The following is a 13873-nucleotide window of genomic DNA, read 5'->3' as shown; positions in this document are numbered from 1 at the left end:
CCGCGATTCGGGCGCGCAGCAGTGCCGAGACCTGCGCCGTGCCGCCGGCCGGATCGCGCAGCGCGGCCGAGGCCGCATCCAGCGCGCCATCCTGCGACTGCCGCGCCAGACCCGACAGGAACCCCGCCAGATAGCTGCGCCGGTCGGGCCCGGGTTCGGGATCGGCCTCGATCACCGCGACGGCCTGGATCAGGTCATCGGTCAGCGCCAGCGGATCGGGCCGGACCTGGCCGGGCACCGGCCCCGGCCGCCGGTCGCCGCCGGCCAGCTGCGACAGGATCAGCGCCTGGAAGACCGCAAGCCCCGGCACCGGCTTGTCCAGAAAACCGCTGGCCCCGGCCGCCAGCGCCGCCCGGCGCCCGTCGGGATCGCCGCTGGTGCCCAGAACCACCATCCGCCCCGCCTGCACCAGGCTGCGGATCAACCCCTCGCCCGGGCCATCGGGCAGGCCCAGATCGACGATCACCACATCGGGCCGGTAGCAGCGCAGATGCGCCTGCGCGACGGCCAGGCTTTCCGCCCGCCGCAGCCGCGCGCCCGAGCGCTGGCACATCAGCCGCAGCGCGTCGCTGGCATAGCGGCTGTCTTCCACCGCCAGCACCGTCAGCCCCTGCAGGGGCAGGGTGCCGCGCAGGGGTTGCGGCTGGGCGAACAGCGCGGGATCGGGCAGGTCGGGCGGCAGATCGGCAGGGCGGGGCATGGCGGCGCCTTTCGTGCAGCAGGCGGCAGAGGAAGCGGGGGGCGGCAGAAGCGGCCAGCCTAGCCGCGTCAGGGTGAACACCGGGTTAACCCGCACCGCGCGCCGGCCGGCAATTGCCGAAAATCCGCGCGGCCCGCCCCACCCGTGTCCCTCCTGTGCCCCGCCTGGGCGCCGTCTGGACCCGGACTGCGGCAGGGCGCCCCCTTGCCGCGCGCGCGCCCCGCGGCGATAAGGGGCAAAGCCGGGCCGGAAGGAGAGCCAGATGATCGGACGCCTGAACCATGTCGCCATCGCGGTGCCCGACCTTGCGGCCGCCTCGGCGCAGTATCGCGATACGCTGGGCGCCAAGGTCGGCGCGCCTCAGGACGAGCCGGACCATGGCGTGACCGTGGTCTTCATCGAATTGCCGAATACCAAGATCGAACTCTTGTATCCCCTGGGCGAGAACTCTCCGATCCAGGGCTTTCTGGACAAGAACCCGGCCGGCGGCATCCATCACATCTGCTACGAGGTCGAGGATATCCTGGCCGCGCGCGACCGGCTGAAGGCCGCGGGGGCGCGGGTTCTTGGCTCGGGCGAGCCGAAGATCGGCGCGCATGGCAAGCCGGTGCTGTTCCTGCATCCGAAGGATTTCAACGGCTGTCTGGTGGAGCTTGAACAGGTATGAATCTGACCGGCGGAATTGTCATCTATGCAGTGGTCTGGTTCCTGACCTTCTATATCGTGCTGCAGATCCGCACCCGCACCCAGGAAGAGGCGGGCGAGATCGTGCCCGGCACGCATGCCGGCGCGCCGGCGCAGGAAGATGTGGGCCGCAGCGCCAAGATCGCCACGGTCTTCGCGACGCTGATCTGGGCCGCGATCGCGGCGGTGATCCTGTCGGGGCGCTTCTCGGTCGATGACATGAACATCTTCGGGCTGGAAGCGCCGGTCACGGCCGACCAGTAACGCTCCGCGCCGGCGCCCCCAGCGCCCCGGCGCGCCCGCCGCCTATCGGTCCGAGGCCGCCAGGCGGTGGAAGATATGGGTGAAGGTCGCCGTGCCCAGAACCGGCACCAGCAGGTTGACCAGCGGCACCGACAGCGGCGCCGCCATCAGCGTCCCCGCGGCCCAGATCGTCAGCGCATTGCGGCGCCGCATTGCCACGACCTGATCTTCCGGCAGGCGGCGCAGCGCCACCATGGTGAAATATTCCCGCCCCAGAAGAAAGCCGTTCAGCACCCAGAACAGCAAGGGCGACAGCGGCCCCACGACCAGGACCATGATCAGCGCGACGATGTTCACCAGAACCAGCAGCCCGATCAGATTGACCGATGAGCGCAGCCCCTCGGCCCAGCCCAAAGGCCGGGCAGGGGGCAGGAACGGGTAATGCCGGTCCTCGACTGCCTGGGCCACGTCATCGGTGAACAGCCCGGCAAAGGCCGCTGCCGCCGGGATCATCAGGAAGATCGACAGCGCCAGCATGAAGAAGAACGAGGTCCAGCCCAGAAGCTCGTGCAGGCCCGAGACCGGGCCGATCACCGGCAGTTCGACGATATCGGGCGTCAGCGTCGCGATCATCAGCAGGAACAGCGCATAGACCGCGACCAGCAGCGCGAAGGCCAGCGCCACGCCCAGCACGACGACCCGGCGGAAGCGCGGATCGCCGAACTGGCCCAGGGCCGCGAAGAAGGCGCTGAAGATCACGATTGCGCATCCGCAGGCATGGCCAGGCCGCGGGTCAATACCCGCTCCAGCGCCGGGCGGGGCCGGTCGGGCGCCTCGGCCGCGGCCGGGGTGGCGATATGGATGATCCCGGCCACGGTTTCCGCGCCAGAGCAGCCGAAGGCGCGGGCGCAGAACAGCGGGTCATGCGAGGGCCAGCCGCTCAGCCATTGCGCCCCCCAGCCCGCCGCATGGGCCGCATGCAGGATGTTCATGCACAGCGCTCCGGCCGACAGGACCTGCTCGGCCAGCGGGATCTTCTCGGACGGTTTCGGCGACGAGATCACCGCCACCGCCAGCCGCCCCAGATCGTATTGCCCGCGCCCCTTGGCGATCTTTTCGGCATCGCCGCCCAATTCGCGCGCCCGCGCCTCGGCCAGATCGGCCAGCTGCGCCAGATCGGCGCGCTGCAGCAGCACCAGCCGCCAGGGTTCCAGCTTGCCGTGATCGGGCACCCGCAGGGCGGCGGTCAGAATGCGGTGAAGCGCCGCCTCGTCCGGAACCGGATCGCGAAACAGCTTGGCCGAGGCCGAACGGCGGGTTTCCAGGCAGGCAAGGGCTTCGGGGCAGGGCTGGGGCATGGGTCTCTCCGGGTCTTTGCGCGCAGACTAGGCCCGGGCGCGGGGGTTTTCAAACCGGTTCCCGGCGCGGGGTTGCGCTTGGCGCCTGCCGGGGGCAGGGTTCGGGCGCGAAAGGACGCGCCCTTGGCCAAAGACCTGCCCGATCTGACCCATCTTGCCCAGCCCGGCGCCGAAATCGCCGTGCGGGTGACGCCGAATGCCCGCCGCGCCGGGATCGAGCCGGGTGGGCCGGTCCTGCGCATCGCGGTGACCGAGATCGCCGAGGATGGCCGCGCCACCGCGGCCGCCCAGGCGCTGCTGGCGCGGGCCATGGGGGTTGCGAAGACGCGCCTCAGCCTGCTGCGCGGCACCAAGGCGCGCGACAAGCTGTTCCGCCTGGATTAGGCCGCGCGCCCGCCTTTCCTGTCAGCCTGCCGTGCCGCCCTTCGGCGCGCGGTCCAGCCGGTAGCTGCCCTCGGGCAGGTTCAGCGCCGCGGCCAGATCGGCCACCTGGCCCAGGGACAGGGTGATCCGCACCACCTCTTCGCTGTCGGGATCAGCCTGTTCCAGCGTCACGCAATCCTCGAAGGCGGTGACGGTGACATCGCCGGTCAGCGGCAGATCGCCGCCTTCGTCGATCAGGGTGACGACCGTCGCGTCGAATTCGTGCTCGATGGTGAACATGGGCCAAGGCTAGCCAAGCCCGCGACGCAGGACAATGGGATTTGAATGCCGATCTGTGCGCGCGGATCTGCCTGTGCCGCTGGCCGCCACCCGGCTAGGGCAGGCGGGGGCGGGCCGGTTGGTTACAGTCGCGTGATGCGGCGCAGGTCGGGGGTTCCCTCTGCCGCCCGCTCTGATAGCTTTGCAGATGCGGCATCGTCGCGCTTCCCCTGCAGATCCAAGTCCGGTGCCCCCGATGGCCCTTTCCGCCGCCCGTGCCCTGTTCCGCCTGTCCTGGGCGTTGTGTTTTCTTGCCCTGGCCGGATGCCTTCCGGGCGCGGATTGGGGGGCGGGGCCGGGCAGCGCGCCCCCGCCCGGAACCACGCCGGAATTCGTGCTGGCGGCCGAGCGGGTCGAGCCGGTGGCGCGCGCGCTGTGCCGCGAAAGGCGGATCGCGCGGCGCTGCGATTTCGTCTTTGCGGTCGATTCGCGTCCCGACCAGCCGCCCAATGCCTTCCAGACCCTGGACCGCAGCGGCCGGCCCTGGGTGGTGCTGACCCCCGCGCTGATCGCCGACGCGCGCAATGCCGACGAACTGGCCTTCGTCATGGGCCACGAGGCGGGCCATCATATCCTGGGCCATATCCCCAAGCGCGAGGATCAGGCGCGCGAGGGCGCGGCGCTGGCGGCGGTTCTGGCCTCGGTCGCCGGGGCCTCGCCCGACGAGGTGCGCAAGGCCCAGACGATCGGCGCGGCGCTGGCGGCCGAGCAGTATTCCCAGGATTTCGAGCTGGAGGCCGATGTGCTGGGCGCCGAGATCGCCTGGCGCGCGGGCTTCGATGCGGTCAAGGGCGCGGGCTTCCTGGCCCGGCTGCCCGATCCGGGCAATCAGGCCTGGGGCTCGCACCCGTCCAATGCCAGGCGCCGGGCGCTGGTGGCGCAGACCGTGGCCGTGCTGGAGGCGGGCGGATCCTAGCCGCAGGGGCGGGGCCCGGGCCTTGAGCTGCGGGCCAAAGGGTGGCCTCGGGGCGCGGTTGATCTGCGTCAAGGCGCCGCGGGGGGCGGGCTGACAGGCTGGCGCCATATCGCCGCCCAAACCGCTGCAAGGAGACCGGGAATGATCGGATACACGGATGCGCCAGTCGCATGGGGCCTGACGCGGGGCATGGCGCGGCTCAGCGGCGTCAACCTGACCCGCGCGGTCATCGACGGCTGGCTGAAGCGCAGCGAGCTGGACCAGATCATCGCCCGCTGCGAGGCCTGCACCTGCACCGACCGCTGCACCGCCTGGATGGCGCAGTCGGCCGAGGCGCGGGGCATGCCGGGATTCTGTCCGAACAAACCCGCGATCGAGGCACTGGCCGCCAATTGACGGCGCCGCGCTTCGCAGGCCGCCCGGAAAATTGACCCCCGTGCGAGGGGGCACGGGGGCCAGAAGGGCGGGCCTTGCGGAAGCAGGGGCGATCCGCGGAAGGGTCGGGGGACAGTCCCGCCCGGATGGCCCTTTCTAGCGGGCCGAGGATTCAGCGATGTGACAGATCGCGCGGGGCTGGGGCCAGGGCGGGGGCCGGGGCGGGGGGCGCCGGTTCGCGGCGCGCCAGCCGGCGCAGCCTGCGGCGCAGCATCCGCGCCGCCAGCCCCTGCGCCAGCGCGGCCGCCATCGCGACCAGTGCCCCCAGAAGCCCGATCAGCCCGAAGATCAGCGCCGCGGCCTCGTCCGACCAGCGCAGCGCCGCGCGCATGAAGCGCGACTTGCCCAGCACCTCCAGCGTGCCCAGTGTGCGCGGCCCCAGGGTTTCGGCGGCATTGGCGATGTGGCGGGCATCGTCGGGCCCGTCGACATAGCGCAGAAGATGCAGCGTCCGCGTGGTGCCCAGCGTCTCGCCCATCCGGCCCAGATCGGCCGCCACCGCGGCCACCGGCGCCACCACCTCGGGCACGATCAGCCGGGCCGGATCGGTCACGCTGTCCCAGCGCGCCAGCGCGTCCCAGCGGATGCCGCGGCGGGCCGCATCGGTGATCAGCCCCAGCAGCCGCGGCGGCAGAAGGCTCATCTTGCGGGCCAGTTTCAGAATCGAGGTGCCGGCCTTCAGCGTGTAGGAGGTGCCGCCCGTGGCCACCACCGCAACCGTGGCGCCCAGGCCGATGGCCGACAGGGCCAGGTCCAGCTGGTCGACCTCGTCGCCGCTGGCCGCCGCCACACCGGCGCGGCCAAGGCCGATCACATCGCCGATGGGCGTCAGCGCCACCGGGGCATTGCAGATCAGCGCCTGCGACAGCGAGCAGTTGGCCGCATCGACCATGCAGGACAGACAACCGCCCGCCGTGGTCAGAATGCCCGAGTCTTCCTCCCAGGCGGCATTGCGCGCGGCGGTCAGGGCGGGGGGCAGCAGGATGCCGCGCGCCGCCGCCAGCTCTTCCAGCGCTTCGATGGCAATCCAGTTGCGCGGGGTCTCGGCCAGCCGCGCCTCAAGCCGTGCCGCCACCGCCTCAGGCGTGGCTTCCCGCGCCATCTCGCGTTCCAGCCCGGCGGCGAAACCGGCCAGGCTGCGGTCGATCAGCGGGCGCAACAGCGGATCCTGGGCAATGCGCAGCACCGCCCAGCCGCCGGTGACGGTCGAGATCACGATCAGCGCCAGCAGCGCGGCCCTGGCAAGCCAGCGGACCGCGCGGCGCATCGCTTAGCCTCGTGACCCGCGCGAGCGGATCATGCCGACAATGTCATAGACCTTGTCGAGGATCGGCCGGGCGATCGCCTCGGCCCGGTCGGCGCCCTGGCCAAGGATCCGGTCGATCTCGGCCGGGTCCTGCAGCAGGCGGTTCATCTCGGCGGTGATCGGCCCCAGCTTGGCCACCGCCAGTTCGGCCAGTTTCGGCTTGAAGGTGCCGAATTGCGCCCCGGCATTCTCGGCCACCACCTGCGCCGCGGTCATCCCCGACAGGGCGGCATAGATGTTCACCAGATTGCGCGCCTCGGGCCGGTCGCGCAGGCCTTCCAGCGTCTCGGGCAGCGGTTCCGGGTCGGTCTTGGCCTTGCGGATCTTGGCGGCGATCGTGTCGGCATCATCGGTCAGGTTGATGCGGCTTTGATCCGAGGGGTCGGATTTCGACATCTTCTTCGTGCCGTCGCGCAAAGACATGACGCGCGTCGCCTCGCCCTCGATCACCGGCTCGGTGACGGGGAAGAAATCGACCTTGTAATCGTTGTTGAACTTGATCGCGATGTCGCGGGTCAGTTCCAGATGCTGCTTCTGATCCTCGCCCACCGGCACCATCGTGGCGTGATAGACCAGGATGTCGGCGGCCATCAGCGCCGGATAGGCGAACAGGCCCAAGGACGCCGCTTCGGCATTCTTGCCGGCGGTCTTGTCCTTCCATTGCGTCATCCGGCCCATCCAGCCCATCCGCGCGACGCAGTTGAAGATCCAGGCCAGTTCCGCATGGGCCGAGACCTGCGACTGGTTGAACAGGATCGAGCGCGCCGGGTCGATCCCGGCGGCGATGAAGGCGGCCGCGCCTTCGCGGGTCTGCCGGCGCAGGCGCTCGGGGTCTTGCCAGACGGTGATCGCATGCATGTCGACCAGGCAGTAGATCGTCTCGATCCCCTCGTCCTGCTTTTCGACAAAGCGCTTCAGCGCGCCCAGGTAATTGCCCAGCGTCAGCCCGCCCGAGGGCTGGATGCCCGAGAAGATCCGGGGCTTGAAGGCGGCGTTCGGGGTATCGGTCATCTCAGCGCTCCGCTGCGGCTGGCAAAAGGGCCGAACCGGGGGTAGACCAAGGGGCGCTGGGCGTCAACGGGCCCCGCATGTCGCCAAGAGAGAGCCCATGGTTCACCGAGACTACAATGCCGCCCCCCTGAACCCCTTGCCCTGGATCGTCTGGGCGCTGGCCCTGCCGGTGATCGCGGTCGAGATCGTGGTGCAACTGCATGCGCTGGGTCTGGCCGGCGGCGGGGTGGCAGTGGATTGGCGCTTTACCGCGGTGCAGTATTTCGCCTTCGCGCCCGACTGGTTCCGCGACGGGCTGGCGACGGGGCGGGGCGGGGCCGATCTGTACCGGATCGTCAGCTATGTGCTGGTCAACCCGACGCTGACCTCGACGATCTTCGCCGTGGTCATGCTGCTGGCGCTGGGCAAGATGGTGGCCGAGGTCTATCGCTGGTGGGCGGTGGTGATGGTCGTGCTGGGCGCGACCGTGGCGGGGGCGCTGGCGCATGCCTATCTGATCCCCGGCAATGTGAATCCTCTGCTGGGCACCTTTCCGGCGGTCTACGGGCTGATCGGCGCCTTCACCTTCATGCTTTGGGTGCGGCTGGCCGCCACCGGCGGCAGCCAGGCCCGCGCCTTCACGCTGATCGGCTTTCTTCTGGGCTTTCAGCTGCTGTTCGGGCTGTTGTTCGGCGGCGGGGTGCAATGGGTGTCGGATCTGGGCGGTTTCGCCGCGGGCTTTTTGCTGAGCTTCATCGTCTCGCCCGGCGGCTGGCGCCGGGTCATGGACCGGCTGCGTCAGCGCTGAGACCGCGACCGGCGCAGCGCCTTCAGATCGGCGGGGCGCACGGCCCGCAGCGCCAGGGCCGCGACGGCATAGCTGGCCATGCCCAGCCCGATGAGCCCGATCAGCGCCAGAATGCGGGTGCCGCGATCTTCCAGCAGCGGCTGCAGCAGCGCCCAGCCGCCCCAAAGCGCCGCCCCCATCAGCGCCGAGGCCGCCGCGATCCGCCAAAGTCGCGACAGGAAACGGGCGTCGAACTTCGTCTCGTCGCCCAGCCGCCTTGCCCCCCACCACAGCTGGGCCACCATCACCCAGGCCGACAGCGTCGTCGCCCAGGCGGCGGCGGAAAAGCCGATCCAGGGCATCAGGCCAAAGGCCAGCGCGGCATTGATCGCCATCGACCACAGCGCATAGCGGAACGGGCTGCGCGTGTCTTCGCGGGCATAGAACAGCGGCTGCAGCGCCTTGTGCAGCACGAAGGCCGGCAGGCCCAGCCCGTAGATCGCCAGCGCCAGCGCCGTGGCCGCGCTGTCATTGGCGTCGAACAACCCGCGCTGATACAGAACCTCGGTGATCGGCCGGGCGATCACCACCAGCGCCACCGCCGCCGGCAGCGTCAGCAGCAGCGCGAATTCCGTGCCGCGGTTGAAGGCCTCGCGCCCGCCCGCCGCATCACCCGCCCGCAGCCGCCGCGACAATTCGGGCAGAAGAACGGTGCCCACGGCAATCGCCACCACGCCCAAAGGCAGCTGATACAGCCGGTCGGCATAGACCAGCCAGGAAATCGCGCCCTCGGTGCCCGAAGCGACCTGACGCGAGACCAGAAGGTTGATCTGCACCACCCCGCCCACCAGCAGCGCCGGACCCATGTTCACCATCAGCCGGCGGAAATCCGGTGTCAGCCGGGGCAGGCGCAGCCGCGGGACAAAGCCGATCCGCCGCGCGGCGTAAAGCGTCCAGCCCAGCTGGGCCAGCCCGGTGACCGGCGTCGTCCAGGCCAGCGTCCGGCCCATATCCCAGCCCATCCAGCCCGCCAGCGCCATGGCGGCGATGAAGACCAGGTTCATCAGAACGGGCACGGCGCCCGCTTCCGCGAAATGGCCATGCGCGTTCAGGATGCCGGACAGCAGCGCGAACAGCGAGATGAAGCCGATATAGCAGAAGGTGATGCGGCCGAAATCGACCGCCATGTCGAAGCGCCCGTCGCCCACGAAGCCCGAGGCCATCGCCCAGACCAGAAGCGGCATGGCCAGCGTGCCGATCAGGCTGAACAGGACCAGAAAGCCCGCCAGCCCGGAAAAGGCGTTCTGCGCGAAATCCTCGGCATCCTCGCCGCCTTCCAGCTTCTTGGCGTAAAGCGGCACGAAGGCCTGGTTGAAGGCACCCTCGGCGAAGAAGCGGCGGAACATGTTGGGCAGGCTGAAGGCCACGTTGAACGCATCGGCCACCGGCCCCGCGCCCAGATAGGCGGCCATCATCAATTCGCGCACCAGCCCCGCCCCGCGCGAGATCAGCGTCCAGCCGCCCAGCGTCACGATGTTGCGGATCAGGCTCATGCCCCGGTTCTCATGCCTTGGCCCGTTCCGCCCCTTCGACGATGGCCTGGCGCAAGCGCCGCTCCAGACTTTCCTGCCGGCTTTTCTGATAGAGTTTCAGCCCGAACATGTCCTTGACATAGAAGGTGTCCACGACCTGGGCGCCATAGGTGGCGATCACCGCCGAGACGATCGAGATGTTGTTGGCGGCCAGCGTGCGGGTCAGGTCATACAGCAGCCCGGGCCGGTCGCGGGTGTCGACCTCGATGATCGTGTAGATGTCGGAGCCTTCATTGTCGATCATCACATGGGTCGGGAAGCGGAACTCGCGTTCGCGCTTCTTCACCTTGTCGCGGTCCTTCAGGGCCTCGCGCGCGATGACCTGGCCCTTCAGCGTCTTCTCGATGATCTGGCGCAGCCGGGGCAGGCGGGCGGCCTCATAGGGCTTGCCCTCGATATCCTGGATCCAGAAGACCGGCGTCGCATAGCCGTCTTTGGTGGTGTAGGTCCGCGCGTCGCGCACATTGGCGCCGACCAGCGCCAGGGCGCCGGCAAGGCGCGAGAAGATGCCCGGATGGTCGGCCAGCGCGAAACAGGCGCGGGTCGCGTCGCGGCCCTCATCGGGATGCAGGTCGATGCGGATCTCGTCATCGGCCAGCCCGCGCAAGAGGCGCGCGAAGATCTCATGCGTGTCGGTCGACAGCGCCTGCCAATAGGGCGGATAATGCCGCTCCAGCTCGGCCCGGATGTCGCGCGGCTCCCAGCCCGACAGCCGCGGCTTCAGCGCGGCCTTGGCCTCATCCTCGCGGTTTTCGCGGTTCAAGGTTTCCAACCCGGCTTCCAGCCCCTCGGCCGTCAGCTTGTACAGCTGGCGGATCAGCATGGCCTTCCAGTTGTTCCAGGTGCCCGGGCCCACGCCGCGAATGTCGCAGACCGTCAGCACGGTCAGAAGGTCCAGCCGCTTGCGGGTCTTCACCAGCTTGGCGAAATCCTTCACCGTGCGCGGGTCGCCGATGTCGCGCTTCTGCGCCATGTCGGACATCAGAAGGTGATAGCGCACCAGCCATTCGACCGTTTCCGATTCCTCGTCGGTCAGCCCCAGCCGCGGCGCGACCCGGCGGGCGATCTGGGCCCCCAGGATCGCATGATCCTCGGGCCGGCCCTTGCCGATGTCATGCAGCAGAAGCGCGACATACAGGATCTTGCGGTTCACCCCCGCCTTCAGGATGCCGGAAGACAGCGGCAGATCCTCGACCAGTTCCCCCCGCTCGATCTGCGCCAGGCACGAGATGCATTGGATGATATGCTCGTCCACCGTGTAATGGTGGTAGACGTTGAACTGCATCATCGCGACGATCGGTTCGAATTCCGGGATGAAGGCCGCCAGCACCCCCAACTCGTTCATCCGCCGAAGCGAGCGTTCCGGGTTGCCGTGCTTCAGCAGCAGGTCCAGGAAGATGCGCTGCGCCTCGGGGTCTTCGCGCATGTCATCGTCGATCCGGTCCAGATTGGCCGTGACCAGGCGCATGACATTCGGGTGCAGCAGATAGCCGGTGCGCAGGCCTTCCTCGAACACCCGCAGCAGGTTGAGCTTGTTTTTCAGGAAATCCGCCGGATCGCGCAGGTCGATGCGGCCCTGCACCAGCTTGTAGCCCGATTTCACCCGCTTGCCGCGCCGGAACAGCCCGCGCAGCGAGGCTTCGCGCTTGGCATGGCGGGCTTCCAGCTCGGTCAGGAAGACCCGCGTCAGCTCGCCCACGCGGGTGGCCTGGCGGAAGTAATCCTGCATGAAGACCTCGACATCGCGCCGCCCGCCCTGGTCGCGATAGCCCATCCGGGCCGCCACTTCGGGCTGCAGGTCGAATGACAGCGTGTCGGTGGCGCGTCCGGTCAGGAAATGCAGATGGCAGCGCACGGTCCACAGGAAATCCTCGGCCCGGGCGAAGGCTTCGTATTCGTCGCGGCTGAACAGGCCCGCATCGACCAGCCCGGCCGCCTTGGGCACCCGGTTCAGGTATTTGCCGATCCAGTACAGCGTTTGCAGATCGCGCAACCCGCCTTTGCCTTCCTTCACGTTCGGCTCCAGCACATAGCGCTGGCCGCCCTGGCGGCGGTGCCGCTCGGCGCGTTCGGCAAGCTTGGCCTCGATGAATTCGGGCCCGGTGTTGCGGAAGAGATCGGTCCACAGCTTTTCGGCCAGGTCCGCCGCCAGAGGTGCGTGGCCGGCGATGAAGCGATGCTCCAGAAGCGCGGTGCGGATGGTGATGTCCTCGCGCCCCAGCCGCAGGCAATCCTTCACCGTGCGCGAGGAATGGCCGACCTTCAGCTTCAGATCCCACAGCATGTACAGCATGCTTTCGATCACGCTTTCGGCCCAGGGCGTGATCTTCCAGGGCGTCAGGAACAGCAGGTCCACATCCGAGAAGGGCGCCATTTCCGAACGGCCATAGCCGCCCACGGCCAGGATCGCCATCTGCTCGGCCTCGGTCGGGTTCGGCCGCGGATGCAGTTCGCGCGCCACGGCGAAGGCCGTGGTGACCAGCGTGTCGGTCATGTCCGAGATCGCGGTGATCAGCCCGCGCGCGGCGCGCGGGCGGGCGGCGAAACCCGCTTCCAGCACCGCCATGCGCGCTGCCCGCGCCTCGGCCATCTGGCGCACGGCGATGCCGCGGATCGTGCGGGCAAGTTCGGTCGCGTCGCCGATCTCGGCGCCCAGCCCCCGCGCTTCGGCCAGGATGGCGGCGGTCAGCGCGGCCGCGTCGATCGGTGCGGCCTCGTCGCCCGGCGGCAGGGCCAGTGCAGGGCCCTTGGGCCGGGCAGCAGGATCGGGGGCGTGCGTCGGTCTGGCGGCCTGTGCCGGCTCAGAAGCCGGCGCCGGCGAAGCTTCTGGGTGCTGGGTCAATCACGACGACCTGATTCTGGCGGATTTCCGCGATGGCGAGGCCGCGTTCATTACTGCCGTCCGGGCGCAGGCGGAAGATGCCCGAGACCCCGGCGAAGCCCGCGCCCTGCGTCAGCGAGCCGGCCGACAGGTCGCGGCGTTGCTTGGCCAGCGCGCCGATCGCGGCGATGCCGTCATAGGCCAGCCCGGCGATCGGATGGGGCGGATTGCCATAGGCGCCCTGGTAGCGGCTTTGGAACTGGGCATAAAGGCCCGGATCGGGCAGGGCGAACCAGCTGCCCTGCAGGGCCGGCAGCGACAAGGTTTGCGCGGGGATGTCCCAGCGGGTCAGGCCCAGGAATTTCATCGCATTGCGGTCCAGCCCGGCATCGACCAGCGATTGCGACAGAAGCGGCAGGGCGCCCGCGGTATCGGCGGTCAGGAACAGCGCCGTCGCGCCGGTTTCGCGCGCCTTCTGCACGATGCCCGGCGCCGCGGCCGAGACGCCCGATTGCGAGAACTCATACGAGGCCGCGCCAACGACCGTGCCGCCCGCGGCCGAGACGCCGCGCTGGATCGCCGCCCGCGCGGTCTCGCCCGCGGTGTTCTGGTCCGAGACGATCAGGATCTGGCTCTTGCCGGCGCGCACCGCGTAAGAGGCGACGCGGCGGGCGGAATTGTCGAAGGTCGGGCCCAGGACAAAGACATTGCCGCCGGCAATGGCGGTGTTGTTCGAGAAGGCCAGAACATTGATGCCGCGCGCGGCCATGGCCACGCCCACCGCATTGGCCTCGGCCGCGTAGACCGGGCCCAGGATGACCTGCGCGCCCTCATCAGCGGCCAGAATCGCCTGGGCGCTGGCCTGGCCGGGATTGCCGGCGGTCTGATAGATGCGCAGGTCGATCTTGACGCCGCCAAGATCAGCCACCGCCATGCGGGCGGCATTGACCAGACTGTCGGCCAGAACCTGATCGGCACCGCTGCCGCCACCGGGCACCAGAAGCGCCACCTGCACGCCCTCGCGGGTCGAGGGGCCGCCGGCGCTGGGGCCTTCGCTGGGCACACAGGCCGACAGAGAAAGGGCGAAAAGCGGGGCAAGAAGGGCAAGAACAAGCCGTCCCAAGGACTTGCGGGCCGAATGGAATGCGGACAACATGGAATCCTCTCTGGACGAACAGGTCTGGCACAGTGCGGGTCAGGTTATTCCGTTCCGGGGGCGAAGTAAACTTGCGCGGGGGCAGGCGATGAACGGTCCGGCGGGTTCCGGCGCGGAGGGGGGAGATGCGCCCCCGGCGGCCGCAGCCGCAACGGCGGGGCCGGGCTGGTCGGCCGGTCCGGC

At 69.4% G+C, this 13873-nt stretch carries 15 protein-coding genes; 6 read left to right on the top strand and 9 right to left on the bottom strand.

Annotated elements, in window-relative coordinates; genetic code table 11:
* Positions 1-700: response regulator (locus tag K1Y73_RS18960; protein ID WP_225029875.1), on the bottom strand; the 700-nt coding region annotated here is incomplete at its 3' end.
* Between the two features lie 262 nt (positions 701-962).
* Between K1Y73_RS18960 and mce the strand changes: the two genes are divergently transcribed.
* The gene (gene mce, locus K1Y73_RS18955; RefSeq protein WP_225029874.1) at positions 963-1367 is read left to right on the top strand and encodes a methylmalonyl-CoA epimerase; all 405 of its coding nucleotides are present in this window, start codon (positions 963-965) and stop codon (positions 1365-1367) included.
* On the top strand, positions 1364-1648 hold the full coding sequence (locus tag K1Y73_RS18950) for a DUF1467 family protein (RefSeq protein WP_225029873.1): 285 nt from the start codon (positions 1364-1366) through the stop codon (positions 1646-1648). The genes mce and K1Y73_RS18950 overlap by 4 nt, the downstream gene beginning before the upstream one ends.
* 42 nt (positions 1649-1690) lie before the next feature.
* Here K1Y73_RS18950 and K1Y73_RS18945 read toward each other — a convergent pair whose 3' ends face one another.
* On the bottom strand, positions 1691-2383 hold the full coding sequence (locus tag K1Y73_RS18945; RefSeq protein ID WP_404819109.1) for an EI24 domain-containing protein: 693 nt from the start codon (positions 2381-2383) through the stop codon (positions 1691-1693).
* A complete protein-coding gene (locus tag K1Y73_RS18940) occupies positions 2383-2985 on the bottom strand; it encodes a nitroreductase family protein (protein WP_225029871.1) in 603 nt (200 codons plus the stop codon). Before K1Y73_RS18940 ends, K1Y73_RS18945 begins: the two co-directional genes overlap by 1 nt.
* A 135-nt stretch (positions 2986-3120) precedes the next feature.
* On the opposite strand from K1Y73_RS18940, the gene K1Y73_RS18935 reads away from it, so the two are divergent.
* Entirely contained in the window at positions 3121-3369 is a 249-nt protein-coding gene (locus K1Y73_RS18935) for a DUF167 domain-containing protein (RefSeq protein WP_451923586.1), read from the top strand.
* 21 nt (positions 3370-3390) lie between these two features.
* Here K1Y73_RS18935 and K1Y73_RS18930 read toward each other — a convergent pair whose 3' ends face one another.
* On the bottom strand, positions 3391-3648 hold the full coding sequence (locus K1Y73_RS18930) for a hypothetical protein (protein WP_225029869.1): 258 nt from the start codon (positions 3646-3648) through the stop codon (positions 3391-3393).
* Positions 3649-3883: 235 nt separating this feature from the next.
* Here K1Y73_RS18930 and K1Y73_RS18925 point away from each other — a divergent pair, with 235 nt between their 5' ends.
* Positions 3884-4603 (top strand): M48 family metalloprotease, encoded by a 720-nt coding sequence (locus K1Y73_RS18925; RefSeq protein WP_225029868.1) that lies wholly within the window; start codon positions 3884-3886, stop codon positions 4601-4603.
* Between the two features lie 141 nt (positions 4604-4744).
* Complete coding sequence (locus tag K1Y73_RS18920) at positions 4745-4999, top strand: DUF6455 family protein (RefSeq protein WP_225029867.1); 255 nt, start codon at positions 4745-4747, stop codon at positions 4997-4999.
* A 151-nt stretch (positions 5000-5150) separates the two neighbouring features.
* On the opposite strand, the gene K1Y73_RS18915 is transcribed toward K1Y73_RS18920, so the two are convergent.
* Complete coding sequence (locus K1Y73_RS18915) at positions 5151-6305, bottom strand: hypothetical protein (protein ID WP_225029866.1); 1155 nt, start codon at positions 6303-6305, stop codon at positions 5151-5153.
* Between the two features lie 3 nt (positions 6306-6308).
* Positions 6309-7355, bottom strand: a complete 1047-nt coding sequence (trpS, locus tag K1Y73_RS18910; RefSeq protein ID WP_225029865.1) for a tryptophan--tRNA ligase — start codon at positions 7353-7355, stop codon at positions 6309-6311.
* Positions 7356-7452: 97 nt separating this feature from the next.
* Here trpS and K1Y73_RS18905 point away from each other — a divergent pair, with 97 nt between their 5' ends.
* On the top strand, positions 7453-8142 hold the full coding sequence (locus tag K1Y73_RS18905; RefSeq protein WP_225029864.1) for a rhomboid family intramembrane serine protease: 690 nt from the start codon (positions 7453-7455) through the stop codon (positions 8140-8142).
* Here the strand turns inward: K1Y73_RS18905 and murJ are convergent.
* The 3 genes from murJ to K1Y73_RS18890 are packed head-to-tail and all read right to left on the bottom strand — an operon-like array spanning position 8133 to position 13690.
* Positions 8133-9674, bottom strand: a complete 1542-nt coding sequence (gene murJ / locus K1Y73_RS18900; protein ID WP_225029863.1) for a murein biosynthesis integral membrane protein MurJ — start codon at positions 9672-9674, stop codon at positions 8133-8135. The genes K1Y73_RS18905 and murJ overlap by 10 nt on opposite strands.
* 10 nt (positions 9675-9684) lie before the next feature.
* Complete coding sequence (locus K1Y73_RS18895) at positions 9685-12555, bottom strand: [protein-PII] uridylyltransferase (protein WP_404819108.1); 2871 nt, start codon at positions 12553-12555, stop codon at positions 9685-9687.
* Positions 12515-13690, bottom strand: a complete 1176-nt coding sequence (locus K1Y73_RS18890) for a penicillin-binding protein activator (protein ID WP_225029862.1) — start codon at positions 13688-13690, stop codon at positions 12515-12517. The genes K1Y73_RS18895 and K1Y73_RS18890 overlap by 41 nt, the downstream gene beginning before the upstream one ends.
* Positions 13691-13873: the final 183 nt, after the last annotated feature.

This window comes from Xinfangfangia pollutisoli (assembly GCF_020179405.1).
GTDB lineage: Bacteria > Pseudomonadota > Alphaproteobacteria > Rhodobacterales > Rhodobacteraceae > Pseudogemmobacter > Pseudogemmobacter pollutisoli.
Note: the sequence above shows the minus strand (reverse complement) of the source record. Positions and strands in the feature narration are given on the sequence as shown.